Source organism: Pseudoxanthomonas sp. F37 (genome assembly GCF_022965755.1).
In the GTDB taxonomy this organism is placed as follows: domain Bacteria; phylum Pseudomonadota; class Gammaproteobacteria; order Xanthomonadales; family Xanthomonadaceae; genus Pseudoxanthomonas_A.
The window spans coordinates 250,134-265,485 of the sequence record NZ_CP095187.1; the positions used below are offsets into that span (position 1 = coordinate 250,134).

At 70.6% G+C, this 15,352-nt stretch carries 15 protein-coding genes; 8 read left to right on the forward strand and 7 right to left on the reverse strand.

What is annotated here, in order from left to right:
* Positions 1–11 precede the first annotated feature (11 nt).
* A complete protein-coding gene (gene ubiA, locus MUU77_RS01075; RefSeq protein ID WP_245090552.1) occupies positions 12–926 on the forward strand; it encodes a 4-hydroxybenzoate octaprenyltransferase in 915 nt (304 codons plus the stop codon).
* 43 nt (positions 927–969) lie between these two features.
* Here ubiA and MUU77_RS01080 read toward each other — a convergent pair whose 3' ends face one another.
* Entirely contained in the window at positions 970–1,674 is a 705-nt protein-coding gene (locus MUU77_RS01080) for a ComF family protein (protein ID WP_245090555.1), read from the reverse strand.
* 61 nt (positions 1,675–1,735) lie between these two features.
* Between MUU77_RS01080 and bioB the strand changes: the two genes are divergently transcribed.
* The 4 genes from bioB to bioC all read left to right on the forward strand — a co-directional run bounded on the left by bioB (position 1,736) and on the right by bioC (position 5,863).
* Entirely contained in the window at positions 1,736–2,812 is a 1,077-nt protein-coding gene (bioB, locus tag MUU77_RS01085; protein WP_245090558.1) for a biotin synthase BioB, read from the forward strand.
* Between the two features lie 128 nt (positions 2,813–2,940).
* Entirely contained in the window at positions 2,941–4,140 is a 1,200-nt protein-coding gene (bioF, locus tag MUU77_RS01090; protein WP_245090560.1) for an 8-amino-7-oxononanoate synthase, read from the forward strand.
* 53 nt (positions 4,141–4,193) lie between these two features.
* Positions 4,194–4,967 carry a pimeloyl-ACP methyl ester esterase BioH gene (gene bioH / locus MUU77_RS01095; protein WP_245090562.1) on the forward strand — a complete coding sequence of 258 codons (774 nt, stop codon included), beginning with the start codon at positions 4,194–4,196 and terminating at the stop codon, positions 4,965–4,967.
* Entirely contained in the window at positions 4,964–5,863 is a 900-nt protein-coding gene (gene bioC / locus MUU77_RS01100) for a malonyl-ACP O-methyltransferase BioC (RefSeq protein ID WP_245090564.1), read from the forward strand. Before bioH ends, bioC begins: the two co-directional genes overlap by 4 nt.
* Positions 5,864–5,920: 57 nt before the next feature.
* Here the strand turns inward: bioC and MUU77_RS01105 are convergent, their stop codons facing one another.
* From MUU77_RS01105 to MUU77_RS01115, 3 genes are read right to left on the reverse strand one after another with little or no spacing between them, the layout of a single operon-like run.
* Complete coding sequence (locus tag MUU77_RS01105) at positions 5,921–6,358, reverse strand: ketosteroid isomerase-related protein (protein ID WP_245090565.1); 438 nt, start codon at positions 6,356–6,358, stop codon at positions 5,921–5,923.
* Between the two features lie 45 nt (positions 6,359–6,403).
* Positions 6,404–7,012 carry an ElyC/SanA/YdcF family protein gene (locus tag MUU77_RS01110; RefSeq protein WP_245090566.1) on the reverse strand — a complete coding sequence of 203 codons (609 nt, stop codon included), beginning with the start codon at positions 7,010–7,012 and terminating at the stop codon, positions 6,404–6,406.
* Positions 7,009–7,971 carry a pyridoxal-phosphate dependent enzyme gene (locus MUU77_RS01115; protein WP_245090567.1) on the reverse strand — a complete coding sequence of 321 codons (963 nt, stop codon included), beginning with the start codon at positions 7,969–7,971 and terminating at the stop codon, positions 7,009–7,011. Before MUU77_RS01115 ends, MUU77_RS01110 begins: the two co-directional genes overlap by 4 nt.
* 146 nt (positions 7,972–8,117) lie before the next feature.
* Between MUU77_RS01115 and MUU77_RS01120 the strand changes: the two genes are divergently transcribed.
* From MUU77_RS01120 to MUU77_RS01130, 3 genes are all read left to right on the forward strand, one after another.
* Positions 8,118–8,708, forward strand: coding sequence for a hypothetical protein (locus tag MUU77_RS01120; protein WP_245090568.1), 591 nt, complete (start codon positions 8,118–8,120; stop codon positions 8,706–8,708).
* 447 nt (positions 8,709–9,155) lie between these two features.
* Positions 9,156–11,045 (forward strand): tRNA uridine-5-carboxymethylaminomethyl(34) synthesis enzyme MnmG, encoded by a 1,890-nt coding sequence (mnmG, locus tag MUU77_RS01125; RefSeq protein ID WP_245090570.1) that lies wholly within the window; start codon positions 9,156–9,158, stop codon positions 11,043–11,045.
* A 48-nt stretch (positions 11,046–11,093) separates the two neighbouring features.
* Positions 11,094–11,903 (forward strand): nucleotidyltransferase domain-containing protein, encoded by an 810-nt coding sequence (locus MUU77_RS01130; protein WP_245090572.1) that lies wholly within the window; start codon positions 11,094–11,096, stop codon positions 11,901–11,903.
* A 13-nt stretch (positions 11,904–11,916) separates the two neighbouring features.
* On the opposite strand, the gene MUU77_RS01135 is transcribed toward MUU77_RS01130, so the two are convergent.
* The 3 genes from MUU77_RS01135 to MUU77_RS01145 form a co-directional block, all read right to left on the reverse strand.
* Entirely contained in the window at positions 11,917–12,084 is a 168-nt protein-coding gene (locus MUU77_RS01135) for an oxidoreductase-like domain-containing protein (protein ID WP_245090575.1), read from the reverse strand.
* On the reverse strand, positions 12,081–14,222 hold the full coding sequence (locus MUU77_RS01140) for a S46 family peptidase (protein ID WP_245090578.1): 2,142 nt from the start codon (positions 14,220–14,222) through the stop codon (positions 12,081–12,083). The genes MUU77_RS01135 and MUU77_RS01140 overlap by 4 nt, the downstream gene beginning before the upstream one ends.
* Before the next feature lie 77 nt (positions 14,223–14,299).
* Positions 14,300–15,352 (reverse strand): winged helix DNA-binding domain-containing protein, encoded by a 1,053-nt coding sequence (locus MUU77_RS01145; protein ID WP_245090581.1) that lies wholly within the window; start codon positions 15,350–15,352, stop codon positions 14,300–14,302.

Consider the following 15,352-nt stretch of genomic DNA (forward strand, 5'->3'; position numbering starts at 1 on the left):
CCCTTTCGCGCATGGGATACGAGCGTTTCGAAACCGAAGCCATGCCGCGCTGGCGCGAGCGGTTGGGCCAGTACTGGAAGCTGGTGCGCGGCGATCGCCCCATCGGCGTGCTGCTGCTGTTGTGGCCCACCTGGTGGGCCCTGTGGCTGGCGGCCGATGGCGTGCCGTCGGCGTGGACCCTGTTCGTGTTCACGGTGGGGGTGTGGCTGACCCGTTCCGCGGGGTGCGTGATCAACGATTACGCCGACCGTTGGCTGGACCCGCAGGTGGAACGCACCCGCGGGCGCCCGTTGGCGACCGGCGCGGTCTCCGGGCGCGAAGCGCTGGCCGTGTTCGCCGTACTGATGCTGGTGGCGTTCGGGCTGGTGCTCACGCTGAACCGGCTGACCGTGTGGCTGAGTTTCGCCGGCCTGTTCCTGGCGGCCAGCTATCCCTATCTAAAGCGCTACACCTATCTGCCGCAGGTCTACCTGGGCCTGGCCTTCGGCTGGGGCATCCCGATGGCGTTCGCCGCCGTGCAGGGCGAGGTGCCGCCGGTGGCCTGGCTGCTGTACGGCGCCAACATCCTGTGGGCCACCGCCTACGACACCTGGTATGCGATGGTCGACCGCGAGGACGACATCCGCGCCGGCTCCAAGTCCACGGCCATCCTGTTCGGCGACCTGGACCTGGTGATCCAGGGCGTGCTGTACGCGCTGATGCTGGTGGCGCTGTATCTGGTGGGCCGGCAGGCGGGGCTGGGGCTGTATTACCACCTGCTGGCGCTGGGCGTGGCCGCGCTGCTGATCGCCTGGGAGTTCGTGCTGGCGCGCCACCGCGGGCGCGAGGCCTGCTTTCGCGCCTTCCTGCACAACAACTGGGTGGGCGCGGCGGTGTTCGCCGGTCTGGCGCTGGACCTGTCCGGCCTGGCGGTCTGGCCCTTCTGACGGAGTCGCGCCGGCGGTTGCGCGGAACGGGGCGGCCGCTGCCTCATGGCACCCGGGCACACACCCAGGCATCCACCCGTTCGACGCCAGCAGCCGTCAGCGCACGGGCCGCCGCCTCCAGCGTGGCGCCGGTGGTCATCACGTCGTCGACCAGCGCCACATGCGCCGGCGGTGCGGCCTGGTCCGCCACGGTGAACGCGCGGGCCAGGTTGCGCCGGCGCTGGCCGGCATCGAGTTCGGACTGCGGTGCCGTGGCGCGGATGCGCTGCAGCAGGTCCGCGCGCACCGGCAGGGCCAGCGCGGCGGCCAGCGGGCGCGCCAGTTCCAGCGCCTGGTCGTAGCCGCGCTGGCGGAGGCGGCGGCCGTGCAGCGGCACCGGTACCAGGGCATCCGGACGCGGCGCGGAGGCCAGTGCGCCGGCCATCAGGTCGGCCATCAGGCGTCCCGCCGCCAGGTCGCGATGGAACTTGAAGCGCGGCACCAGCCGGTCCAAGGGAAAGCCGTACACGAACACCGCCCGCGTTTCCGCCAGCGCGGGCGGGTTGCGCAGGCAGTCGCCGCAGGTTCCCGGCGCCGGCATGGGAAGTCCGCAACGCAGGCATGCGCTGGGATTCCAGGGGAGTCGCCCGAAGCACGAAGCGCACAGATCGCGCCCGTTGCAGCCGCGTTCGCGACAGATGAGGCAGCGCGGTGTGAGCAGCAGCCGGCTGGCCCGGCGCCACCAGCCGTCAACTTTCAGGGCATCCATGCGGTTGACAGGGCGGGGCCCGGTTTCCAGACTTCCGCGACTGTACTCCGCCGAGGCCGCGATGTCCGTTCACATTTCCAGCGATGCCCCCCTGCTGCGCCACGACTGGCAACGGGAGGAACTGCTGGCCCTGTTCGACCTGCCGTTCCCGGACCTGCTGCACCGGGCCGCGACCGTGCACCGCGCGCATTTCGATCCGGCGGAAGTCCAGGTCTCCACCCTGCTGTCGGTGAAGACCGGCGGCTGCCCGGAGGACTGCGCCTATTGCCCGCAGGCGCAGCGCTACGACACCGGCGTGGAAGCGCAGAAGCTGATGGACGCCGAGCAGGTGCTGGCGAAGGCCGCGCAGGCCAAGGCCGCCGGGGCGTCGCGCTTCTGCATGGGTGCGGCCTGGCGCTCGCCCAAGGACCGCGACATCCCCAAGGTCGCCGCGATGATCCGCGGGGTGAAGGCCCTGGGCCTGGAGACCTGCGCCACCCTGGGCATGCTGAGCGGCGAGCAGGCGCACGCGTTGAAGGACGCCGGCCTGGACTACTACAACCACAACCTGGACACCGCACCGGACTTCTACGGCGACATCATCCACACGCGCCAGTACCAGGACCGTCTGGATACGCTGGCCCACGTCCGCGATGCCGGCATGAAGACCTGCTGCGGCGGCATCGTCGGCATGGGCGAATCGCGCGACCAGCGCGCCGGCCTGCTGCAGGCGCTGGCGAACCTGCCGGTGCATCCGGACTCGGTGCCGATCAACCGGCTGGTGCAGGTGGCCGGCACCCCGCTGCACGGCACCGCCGAACTGGACCCGTTCGAGTTCGTCCGCACCATAGCCGTCGCCCGCATCGTGATGCCGGCGTCGATGGTGCGCCTGTCGGCCGGCCGCGAGGCCATGAGCGACGAACTGCAGGCGCTGTGTTTCCTGGCCGGGGCCAATTCGATCTTCTACGGCGAAAAGCTGCTGACCACCGGCAACCCGGATACCGAGCGCGACCAGGCCCTGTTCGCGCGCCTGGGCCTGCGCCCCATGCAGGTACAGGTGGAAAACATGCACGACCATCACAGAATGGAAGGCACCGGCAGCGGTACGGTGCATGCCGACATCACCCATCCTGCGCCGTGCTGCGGCCAGGCGGCGTAGTCGGGGGGCACCACAGGGGACAGGACGAAGGCCATCACGCCGGCGCGGGCATCGCGTCCCGGCGCGTCGGTGTCGGCGTGTCCCGGCCGGTGCCGCCGATGCGCGCTCCCGTACCCGGTGCCGAACCCATGACACGCCCCGACCTGCACGACCGCATCCTCGCCCAGCGCCAGCAGCGCGTGGCCCAGGCGCGCCAACGCACGCGCCGCACCGTCAACCGGCGCGATGGCGTGCGCGTGGAGGTCGAGGGCCGCTGGCTGACCGAGTTCAGCAGCAACGACTACCTGGGCCTGGCGCAGCAGTTCGAAGTCACCAATGCGCTGCAGGACGCCGCCGCGCGCGAGGGCACCGGCGCCGGGGCCTCGCACCTGGTCAGCGGCCACCACGCCGCGCATGAGGGGCTGGAGCGCGACATCGCCGACTGGCTGGGCTATCCCCGGGCGCTGTTATTCGGCAGCGGATTCCTCGCCAACCTGGCCGTGCAGCAGGCCCTGCTGGAGGACGGCGACGTGTGCGTGCAGGACCGCCTCAACCACGCCAGCCTGCTCGATGCCACGCGGCTGGCCGGCGCCAGGCTGCGGCGCTATCCGCACCTGGATCCCGAAGGCGCCTTGCGCCAGTTGAAGCTGCAGCCGGACGGCGCGGCCATGCTGGCGACCGACGGCGTCTTCAGCATGGATGGCGATGCCGCGCCGTTGCGCGCGCTGAGCCTGGTCGCACGCATGCAGCAGGCACTGTTCTTCGTGGACGATGCGCACGGCGTCGGCGTGCGCGGACCCGAAGGCCGCGGCAGCGTGGCCGAAGCGCGCATGGGCGTGGCCGACGTGCCGCTGCAACTGGTCACGCTGGGCAAGGCGCTGGGCGGCTACGGCGCCGTCGTGGTGGGCGAGGAGGCGCTGATCCAGCATCTGGCCGAGACCGCGCGTCCCTACATCTACACCACGGCGTTGCCGCCGGCACTGGCGGCGGCCACCCGCGTGGCGGTGAAGCACGCGCGCCGCGACCAGTGGCGGCGCGAGAAGCTGCAGTCGCTGGTGGACCGCTTCCGCAGTGGCGCACAGCGCGCCGGGCTGCAGCTGATGGCCTCGGATTCGCCCATCCAGCCGGTGCTGTGCGGCAGCGATAGCAACGCCCTGGCGCTCTCGGCCGCGGTGCACAGCGCCGGTTACCTGGTGCCGGCCATCCGCCCGCCCACGGTGCCGGACGGCAAGGCCCGGCTGCGGGTGACCCTGTCGGCCCTGCACTCGCCGCAGGACGTGGACGGTCTGGTGGATACCCTGGCGCGCTCGTGGGAGGCGGTGCAGCGCGTGCACGGCGCCGTGGCCTGAGGCGCCCGCCTTCGGCGATCCTGGGCCACGCCGGATCGGCGACAATAGGCCGCATGCATATCGAAACCCTCGGCAGCGGCCCCTCCCTGGTGCTGCTGCATGGTTGGGCGCTGCATGGTGGCGTATTCGCCCCGCTGGTGCAGCGGCTCTCCGACCGTTACACGCTCCATCTCGTCGACCTGCCCGGGCACGGCTTCAGCCGTGACAGCGAGGTGCCGCTGGCACTGGACGCCACCGTCCACGCCATCCTCGCCCGCACGCCGCCGGCCGCCTGGCTGGCGTGGTCGCTGGGCGGGCTGTTCGCGCTGCAGGCGGCGGCTTCGTCGCCGAGGGTGCGCGGACTGGCGATGGTGGCCGCGACGCCGCGCTTCGTGCGGGACGGGGACTGGGCGCACGCCGTGGAAGGCCGCGTGTTCGCACAGTTCGGCGACGACCTGCGCGACGACTATGCCGGCACGCTGGAACGGTTCCTCGCGCTGGACACGATGGGCTCCGAGCACGCACGCAGCGAACTGCGCACGCTCAAGCACGACCTGTACGCGCGCGGCGAGCCGGCACCGGAAGCCCTGCAGCAGGGCCTGCACCTGCTCGAACAGTCCGATCTGCGCGCCATCCTGCCCGCGCTCTCCGTACCCAGCCTGTGGCTGGCCGGGCGGCGCGACCTGCTGGTGCCGGCAAAGGCCATGCAGGCGGCCGCCGCGATGGCGCCGGCGGCCACCTTCGTCGAGATCGCCGGTGGTGGCCATGCGCCATTCCTGGGGCATGCCGACCTGGTGGCGGCCGAAGTGGAGCGCTTCATGCAGGCGCTGCCGGAGGCGGCGGCATGAGCACGTTCGACCAGCGCCACATCCGGCGTGCGTTCTCGCGCTCGGCCGCCGGCTACGATGCGGCGGCGGCGTTGCAGCACGAGGTCGAGAAGCGCCTGCTGGAGTCGCTGGACTACTTCGCCCTGCGCCAGGGCCAGGATGCCGTGGATCCGAAGGTGGTGCTGGACGTGGGCTGCGGCCCCGCGCATGCGGCCGCCGCCATGCGCAAGCGCTGGCCTAAGGCACAGGTGATCGCATTGGACCTGGCGTTGCCCATGCTGCGCGAGGCGAAGAAGCAGGCCGGCTGGTGGAAGCCGTTCCAGCGCGTCTGCGCCGACCTGCGCGCGCTGCCGCTGGCGGAAGCCAGCGTCGACGTGCTGTTCTGCAACCTGAGCCTGCAGTGGGTGGACGACCTGCCGGCCGCGTTCAACGGTTTCCGCCGCGCGCTGAAACCCGGCGGCCTGCTGGTGTGCTCGACGTTCGGGCCGGAGACGCTGCAGGAACTGCGCGATGCGTTCGCGCAGGCCGACGACGCGCCGCATGTCAGCCCGTTCCCTCCCATCGCCCAGTTCGGCGATGCGCTGATGCTGGCCGGCTTCCGCGCCCCGGTGCTCGACCGCGACCGCTTCACGCTGACCTACGACGACCTGCCGGCGCTGATGCGCGAACTGCGCGCGATGGGTGCGACCAACGCCCTGCGCCAACGCCGGCACACGCTGACCGGTCGCGCGCGCTTCGCGGCCGCGGCGGCGGCCTACGAACCGTTGCGTCGCGCGGACGGCAGGCTGCCCAGCACCTGGGATGTCATCTACGCCCATGCCTGGGCGCCGCCGGCGGGCGCACCCATCCGGGAGCAGGGGGAGGACATCGCGGCGGTGCCGCTGTCGAAGATCCCGATCCGGCGACGCGGCGAGTAGTTGCAGCGCGGGATTTGCCGCGCGGACCCGCGGCGGTGGGTCGCGCGTCGCGCCGGCTCAGCGCTCGTCGCGGCGCACCTGCCGGATCCAGTCCTGCAGGTTGTAGTAGTTGGTGACGCGTGCGATGCGGTCATCGCGGATATCGAAGAAGGCGCCGCCCGGCAGCGCATAGGTCTGGCCGTTCGCCGGCGGCAGGCCTTCGTCGGTATGCAGATACTCGCCGTGCACCACGTATTCGGCGGCCGCGCGCTGGCCGTCCTGGGTGACCAGCACCACGATGTCGCGCAGCTGTTCGCGGTAGCTGGCGTTCATGCGCCCCAGGAAGTCCGCGAACGCCTCGCGGCCGACTTCGCGCGCGCCCTGGTTGAGGTCGTGCACCACGTCCTCGCTCAGCATCGCCAGCATGCCCTCCCAGTCGCCGCGGTTGAAGGCGGCGTAGTAGCTGAGGACGAGTTCGGTGGCGCGGTCCTGCCGGCGCGTGCCGTCGATCTTCATGGCGGATCCCGGTGGTGGGCGAGCTGGCGATGATACGCCACGCTTTCAGCGCGGCAGGCGGTCGCGGTGGAAGAAATACACTTCCTGCAGCAGGAACCGCCAGCGCGTGGCGAAGGTGCGGAAGCGGCTGGTCGGCGTGGGCGAACCGACCGCGCGGATGCCGAGGTCCCGGCTGATGCGCAGCGCGCGGGCCATGTGCAGCGGGTCGCTGACCACGATGACGTCGTGCAGCTGGTGCTGCTGCATCAACAGCGATGCCTGGCGCAGGTTGTCGTGGGTGTTGCGCGACAGCGATTCGATCAGGATCGCCTTGTCCGGCACGCCCTGGCGCAACGCGTAGCGGCGCGCCACCTGGGACTCGGAGAAGCGCGCGCCGACGCCGCCGTAGCCGCCGGTGAAGATCAGTTTCGGCGCCAGCCCGCGCTTGTACAGATCGATGCCGTGGCGGATGCGCTCTTCGAACACCGGCGACGGCTTGGCGTCGTAAGCGGCCGCGCCCAGCACGATGATGGCATCGGCGGGCCGGGCGTCGTCGCGCTGGCCGACCCAGGTGATGTAGGCGGCCACGCCGGCGAGCCAGACCAGGACCGCCAGCAGCAGTCGCCACGTCCAGCCGAACACCCCGCGCCGGGGCTTCCTGCGACGCGCGTTCATGCCGCGACCTTCCATGGCAGCGCATCCAGGTCGACGTTGCCGCCGGACAGGATCACGCCGACCCGCTGTCCGGCGAAGCGTTCGCGCTGGCGCAGGATGGCCGCCAGGGCGATGGCGGAGGAGGGTTCCACCAGCAGCTTCAGGCATTCCCACAGCAGCCGCATCGCGGCCAGTGTTTCGGCATCCGGCACGGTCACCACGTCCACCCGGTGCGCGCGCAGTAGGGCGAAGTTGGGGGCGCCCAGGGTGCCGCGCAGGCCGTCGCAGAGGGTGTCGGGCACGAAGTCCAGGCGCAGCTCACCGGCGGCCAGGGATCGGGCGGTATCGGCGGCACCGGCCGGTTCGGCGCCCACCACGCGGCAGCCGGGCGCCGTGGCGGCAACGGCCAGCGCCGTGCCCGACAGCAGGCCGCCGCCTCCCACCGGCGCAACCACGGCATCCAGCGGGCCTTCGGCGTTGACCAGTTCCAGCGCGGCGGTGCCCTGTCCGGCGATGACATGCGGATCGGTGTAGGGGTGCACCAGGCGGGCGCCGGTGTCGGCCTGCACCTGCGCCGCGGTCGCCTCGCGGGCGGCGATGGTGGCCGCGCAGGTATGCAAGGTGGCGCCCTGGCGCGCGATGTTGGCCCGTTTGGCGGCGTTGGCACCCTCCGGCACCACCACATGGCAGGGGATGCCCCGCGTGCGCGCGGCCAGCGCCAGCGCCGCACCATGGTTGCCGGACGAATGCGTCACCACGCCGCGGGCTGCCGTCGCCTCGTCCAGCGCCCATACCGCGTTGCAGGCGCCGCGGAACTTGAAGGCGCCCGCCCGCTGCAGCGGCTCGGCCTTGAAATGCAGCGCGCAGCCGGCCAGGGCATCCAGCGCGTGCGAATGCAGGACGGGCGTGGCATGCGCATGGGGCGCGATACGGGCGGCGGCGGCGAGGACGTCGTCGTAGGTGGGCAGGGGCATCGACATGCCGAAAGGTTAACGCATCGTCGCGGTCCGCCGCCGGCTGAAGCGGGTCTGCACGGGCAGCCCGCAAGCGGCCGCGGTCCCGGGGGTTAAGCACGGATTCAATGCATCGGGCCGATGCTGCCGACAGCATCCCGGGGGGTCCCGACATGAAACGCTCATCCTTGTACGCCCTTGCCGTCGCCAGCCTGGCCCTGGGGGGCTGCGCGACGTACGACTACGTCGGCGACACCGCCCCGGGCGGTTACTACCATGGCCGGCCGAGCACGCAGTACTACGACCCGTACGGCGGTTATTACGGCGGGGTGGGCGTCTATGGCGGCTACGGGTACGGCGGGTATCGCGGCTATTACCCGTATTACGGGTACTACGGTCCGTACTATCCCTATTACCCGCCGCATCATCATCCGCGCCCGCCGCGCCCGGGCGACGGCGACAAACCGCCGGGTGGCGGCAACCGGCCGCCCCCGTGGCGGGACCCGACCGGTCGCTGGCGTGAAGGCGGCTCGCAGCCGATGGTCCCCAACCGTTCCGGGCAGGCGTTGCCCTCGCCCAGCCAGCCGCGGGTGGGCGAAGGCCGCTACCGGCCGTCGCGGGTGATGCCGGCACCCTCGGCACCGCGTGCGGCCGAGCGCCCCCAGCCGACGGAGCGCCAAGCCCCCGCCCGGGTCGAACGTTCCGCCCCGGCGCCGCGTCCTTCGGCGCGGCCGGGCAATGCCATCCGTCAGCGCGAACCCTGATTCGGGGCTCCGGGGCCACCGGAGCCGTTGCTTTCCCCAAGACGTCGTCGCAGGCTGCGAACGTGAGTTGACCGGTTGCGTCGCTTTCTGACGTGATCGGCAATAAAGGTTCAATGTCGACGTCCGGTGGGGAAATCTGGATCCCCCCTGTTCCGGCCCTGCCGGACGTCGGCGCCTAACAAAAAGCCCGGCCAAGCCGGGCTTTTTTCTTGGTCTGGTATCCTGCGCGCACAAAAAAGGGGCCGGCAGTCCCCCGACTACCGGCCCCCCGGCATCCCCGGCGTGCGCATGGCTGGCCCCTGTTCCAATTACCAGCCCGGCGCCCCTGGTCGCTTGCCACGACGGGTGCACGGGGTTGCAGCAGGAAGCGTGCCAACTTCGCCGTTCCCCGCCCGCCACCCGAACCATCGCCACGGCCTGCCTGCGTCGCAGGCTCCGGAACCCAGCATGAGCGCCAGCTTCCACCACTACGACGTCATCATCATCGGCGGCGGCCATGCCGGCACCGAGGCCGCCCTTGCATCCGCCCGCACCGGCGCGCGCACCCTGCTGCTGACCCACAACGTGGAAACAGTGGGCGCGATGAGCTGCAACCCGGCCATCGGCGGCATCGGCAAGGGACATCTGGTGAAGGAGATCGACGCGCTGGGGGGCGTGATGGCGTGGGCAGCGGACCGTGCCGGCATCCAGTGGCGCACGCTCAATGCCTCCAAGGGGCCCGCCGTGCGTGCGACGCGGTGCCAGGCCGACCGCGCGCTGTACCGCAGCGCGATCCGGCGCGCCGTGGAAGCGCAACCCCACCTCACCCTGTTCCAGGCCGCCGTCGACGACCTGGTCATCGAGGGTGGCCGGGTGAGGGGCGCGGTCACCCAGACGGGACTGACCTTCCACGCCCCCGCGGTCGTGCTGACGGCAGGGACCTTCCTCGCCGGCAAGATCCACGTCGGCGAAACGCAGTATGCCGGCGGCCGCGCGGGCGATCCGCCGGCCACCGCCCTGGCGCAGCGCCTGCGCGAGGGCGCCTTCGTCGTCGACCGGCTGAAGACGGGCACGCCGCCGCGCATCGACGGACGTTCGCTGGACTACGCGGTGATGGAGGAGCAGCCGGGTGACGAGCCGCGGCCGGCGATGTCGTTCATGGGCAGCGCCGCCGACCATCCCCGCCAGGTGTCGTGCTGGATCACCCATACCAGCGAGCGGACCCACGAGATCATCCGCGGCGCGCTGCACCGCTCGCCGATGTACTCGGGCCAGATCGAAGGCATCGGCCCGCGCTACTGCCCGTCCATCGAGGACAAGGTGGTGCGCTTCGCCGAGAAGGCCAGCCACCAGATCTTCGTCGAGCCGGAAGGCCTGGACGTGGCCGAGATCTATCCCAACGGCATCTCCACCTCGCTGCCTTTCGATGTGCAGCTGGCGCTGGTGCGCAGCATCCGCGGCATGGAGCACGCGCACATCACGCGTCCGGGCTACGCCATCGAGTACGACTTCTTCGATCCGCGCGGCCTGAAGGCGTCGCTGGAAACCAAGGCGGTCGCCGGCCTGTTCTTCGCCGGCCAGATCAACGGCACCACCGGCTACGAGGAAGCAGCGGCGCAGGGCCTGCTGGCCGGCCTCAATGCCGCGCGCCTGGCGCAGCATAAGGAGGCCTGGTCGCCGCGTCGCGACGAGGCCTATCTCGGTGTGCTGGTCGACGACCTGATCACGCACGGCACCAAGGAGCCGTACCGCATGTTCACCAGCCGCGCCGAGTACCGGCTGCAGCTGCGCGAGGACAATGCCGACCTGCGCCTGACCGAAACCGGCCGTGCGCTGGGCCTGGTGGACGACGCGCGCTGGCAGCGCTTCGAAGCCAAGCGCGAGGCCATCGCCCGCGAGACCGGCCGCCTGCGCGCGCTGTGGGCCACACCCGCGAACGCGCTGGGCCGCGAGGTCGCCGACACGCTGGGCGTGCAGGTCAGCCGCGAGACCAGCGTGCTCGACCTGATCAAGCGCCCGGAGCTGGACTACGCGAAGTTGATGGCGGTGCCGTCCATCGGTCCCGCCGTGGACGATGCGCAGGTCGCCGAGCAGGTGGAGATCGGCGTGAAGTACGCCGGCTACCTGGACCGCCAGCGGGACGAGATCGAACGCCAGCAGCGCAATGAATCCACGCCGATCCCGCCCGGCTTCGACTTCGCCAGCGTGCGCGGCCTGTCGGCCGAAGTGCAGCAGAAGCTGGAGCGGGTGCAGCCGGAAACCATCGGCCAGGCCCAGCGCATCCCCGGCATGACGCCCGCCGCCATCTCGCTGCTGCTGGTGCATCTGGAGCGCGCGCGGCGTAGCCGGGTGGCGTGAGCTGGGGAGTTCCGATGCGATACTCCCTTCTCAAGAAGGGGGAAGGGCATGGATATCCATCCGGTGGAGCCGGAAAAACGCGCCGCGATCGAGCAGGCGCTCGAGCGCATCGAAAGCGAGCACGATGTGCGGATTCTCTTCGCATGCGAATCCGGAAGCCGGGGCTGGGGTTTCTCGTCGCCCGACAGCGACTACGACGCGCGCTTCGTGTACGTGCATCGTCCTTCCTGGTACCTAACCGTCAACGAACGCACCCGTCCCGGGCAGCCGCAGCGCGATGTGATCGAGCTTCCGATCGACAGCGACCTGGATGTCAGTGGCTGGGACCTTCGCAAAGCATTGCGCTTGCTCTCCAAGTCCAACCCCACGTTGTCAGAATGGTTGCGTTCGCCAATCGTCTATCGCGTCGACGCGTCTGCGGTCGAATCATTGACGCATCTATCGGAGCGATTCTATTCGCGTGCTGCTGGCTGGCACCACTACCACAGTATGGCGAAGGGCAATTTCCGCGGCTATCTTCGCGGCGAACGAGTGCGCACCAAGAAGTATCTTTATGTCATCCGTCCGGTGCTGGCTTGTCGCTGGATTGAAGTCAACCAAGTGCCACCGCCGATGGCGTTCGAGGTCATGCTCGACTGCCTGTTGCCCCACGGCCCCGTCCGCAATGCAATCGATGCATTGCTGGCCGTGAAGCGCGCGAGCAAAGAGGTCGATGATGGTCCACGCATCCCTGTGATCAGCGACTATCTGGAGGCCGAACTGGAGCGTATGCAAGCTTCACCCCCGCTGCTGCCCGGGCATGAGGGCGGGGATGCGGAGCTGGATACGTTTTTCCGCCGTTGCTTGGAGGCTTGTTAACCAACGAGGCCACTTAAGCGGCATCTGGATGTCGGGTTTTCCAGTCCGCCAACCGCTCGCGATAGTGCTGCAGCTGTTCCGCATACAGATCGTGCACGCAGATCGGGCAGCCGCTGTTGCAGCAGTCGCTGGGCAGCGGCGGCTCGGGTTCGAGCGGGCGCGGGTCGTCGTCGGGCGTCACCGGGCGTCCATTTCCTTCAGCAGGTGCGGCGCCGGATACACCTTGCCCATCAGCCAGCGCAGGTAGCGCATGTCCACGTGCACCGCGCGCTTGTAGCGCGGGTCGAACATCCAGCTGGCGCTGACCGATTCCCAGTTGCTGTCGAAGTTCAGGCCGATCAGTTCGCCGCGTGCGTTGAGCACGGGCGAGCCCGAGTTGCCGCCGGTGGTGTCCAGGTTGGTGAGGAAGTTGACCGTCTGCGTCTTCAGCGCCGGGTCTTCGGTGCCCGCGAAGTCGGCCCGGGCGATGGCGTCCAGCAGCGGTTTCGGCGCATCGAACGGCACCTGGCCGGTGTTCTTCTCGACGATGCCGGCGACCGTGGTCACCGGCGTGTACTGCACGCCGTCGCGCGGCGAGAAGCCGTCCACCCTGCCGAAGCTCACGCGCAGCGTGCCGTTGGCATCCGGGTACAGCGCGCGACCCTGCTGCTGGCGCCAGGCGAACAGCGCACGCATGTAGGCCGGGCGAAGGCGGAGCTGCTCGCCCGCGCGGGTCTTGCGCTCCTGCTCCAGCGCCAGCTGCACCGGCACCAGCGTCGCCGCCAGGTCGATCAGCGGGTCGGCGGCCATCGGCCTGCCTTCGCGCGCCGCCGCCAAGCGTGACAGGCGTTCGGCCTCCTCGCCCAGTTTCGTGTCCGCGTACAGCGCATCCAGTGCCTGCTCCAGGGCGGCGGGCGTGCGGCCGAAGGCGGCATCGAAGCCGGGCAGGCGCTGTGCCTCGGGCAACTGCTGGTAACGCGTCAGCAAGGCCGTGAGCAGGGCTTTCTCCACGTCCGGTGCATAGCGGCGCTGTACCTGCTTCAGGACGCCCTCGATCAGGGCGTGGTCGCGCACCTGGTAGCCGCTCTCGCGCTCGGCGTCCGGTTTGGCCGACTCCACGCGCAGGCGCTCCAGCGTGATCGCGCTGCGCATCAGTTGGGACTGCGAACCGAACAGGGAAAGCAGCAGTTCGCGCTCGCGCACCGCGGAGCCGGCGGCGATCGAGGCGTCCAGCGCATCGATGTCGGCCCGTTCCTTCGCGGCCGCCGCGGTGGCCAGCATGCCGCGTTCGTCTTCGGCGCGCACGCGCACGGCGTCGCTGCGTCGCAGGCCTTCCAGTTCGCCGGCGGCGCGTTTGCGGTTGTTCTTCAGCGACTGCAGCTGCGCGGCATAGCGCGTCCTGGCGTCGGCATCCTGCTTGCCGGCGGCTTCGATCACGTCGATCAGCTGGTCGAACACGGCCACGCGCGCCGGCAGCGTCCAGTTGACCTGCTGGTCGAACTCGGCGGCGGTGCGGTGCCGGTACGTCGTGCCCGGGTAGCCGGCCAGCATCGCGTAGTCGCCGGCCTTCGGTCCGTCCTTCGCCAGCGACAGGTGCGCCGGCGCGCGGTAGGGAACGTTGTCCGCGCTGTAGGCGGCCGGCTTGCCGTCCTTGCCCACGTAGGCTCGCAGCAGGGTGAAGTCGCCGGTGTGGCGCGGCCACATGAAATTGTCGATCTCGTCGCCGTAGTTGCCGATCGCGCGTGGCGGCGCGTAGACCAGGCGGATGTCGCGCAGCTCCAGCTGGCGGATGCGGTAGAAGTCGGTCCCGTAGTACATGTCGGCCACGCTGCAGCGCACGCCGGCCTCCCGCTCGCACTCGGCAACGATGGCCTTGCTGGCGCGATCCACGGCATCGAAGTAGTCGCGCCCGGTCTTGCCGGCGGTGTCCCGCAGCACGCGGTCGGTGACCTTGTCGTAGCCCACCGTGACCAGGACGCGGAAATCCGGGTTGGCCGGCAGCTCGCCCGCGTGGTCGGCGGCGATGAAGCCCTCGTCGATCAGGTTCTTCGCGGGCCCGCTGTTGTACTGGATCACGCCGTAAGCGACGTGGTGGTTGGTCAGGATCAGGCCGTCCGCGGAGACGAATGCACCCGTGCCGCCACCCGCACGGACCACGGCGCTCAGCGGTGCGGCGGCGACATCGGCCAGGGCCTGCGGCTTGCCCTTGAACCCGGCCTGGCGCATCGCCTTGGCCAGTTGCGGCAGCTGCGAGGGCATCCACATGCCTTCGCCGGCGTGGGCGGGCAGGGCGAGGACAAGACCCAGGGCGAGGGCGGAAGGCGAGCGTCGGCGGCGCATGGTGCGGATCCAGCGGAGAAGACGGTCACGATATCGGGTTACGCACCGGTGCGGCAACGATGGCCCGCGTCGTGCCGTCAGCGTGCCTCGCCAAGAAAGCGCCGCCAGCGTCGCGCCGCGCGACGGATGCCTTCGTGTTCGGCGTCGGCCAATGCGCGGAGCGGATCGAGCGCCACGTCGGTGTCGCCGCCGCGCTTCCACGTCGCCGCCACGCGGCCCTGGACGATCGCCGTGGCAGCGACCAGTCCGTTGACGCCGATCACGCGCCGCGTATGCGCCGCATCCAGCACCGGCGTGCGGTCGCGGTAACCGATCAGGTATTCGTCGAAAGCGGGCAACAGGTGGATGGCACGCGAGCGTGCGGGGAGGGGAGCGTCGGCGCGCCACCACCACGTGGTGCCGTCGTGCGTCTCTTTCTCCAGCGCGGAGCCGGCGAGTTCCAGCGCCCGCAGCGCATCCTTCTGCGTAAGTCCCGACCACCACGCGAGATCGGCGGCGGTCGCCGGTCCATGGCCCTGCAGATAGCGCAGCGCCAGCCGGTGCAGGGCTTCCTCGCGGGCGAGCGGCGCACCCGGCGGGACCCACGCATCCATCAGCACGAAGGTCGGCTGCTTGCCATGCCGCGGCCCCTGGCAGATCGCGCCTTCGTGCGCCAGCCAGTTCAGCAGGTGCAGGCCGCGCTGGTGGGCGCTGGCGAAACCCGCGGCGTCCATGCAGACATACAGAGCGGACCGCGCGACCGGCGTGCCGGCGGCGAGCGCATGCTCGACCGCGTGCCGGCCACGGGCCAGGGTGGTCGCATCCAGCCCCAGGTCGCGGGCGATGCGGGCCGCATTCGCGGCCTGCACGCGCGGCGCCAGCAGCGCCACCATCCATCGCACGTCCTCGCGCGCCAGCAGGTGCAGGGTGCCGCGCATCGGCCAGGTGCGCACGATCTCGCCGCGCTGGATCGCATCCTCCACCTGCGCCCGCGTGGCGCCCTGGGTGCGCAGGCCGACGGCCCACAACGCAGCGTGGTAGTCCTGCGCCTGCATCGCGCCCAGATGGCGCACCGCATCGGCGGGAGATGCCGCCGCGGGCGCGCTGATACCCTGCGCATGCAGGCGCCGCGCCGTCAGCGACGGCAGCAC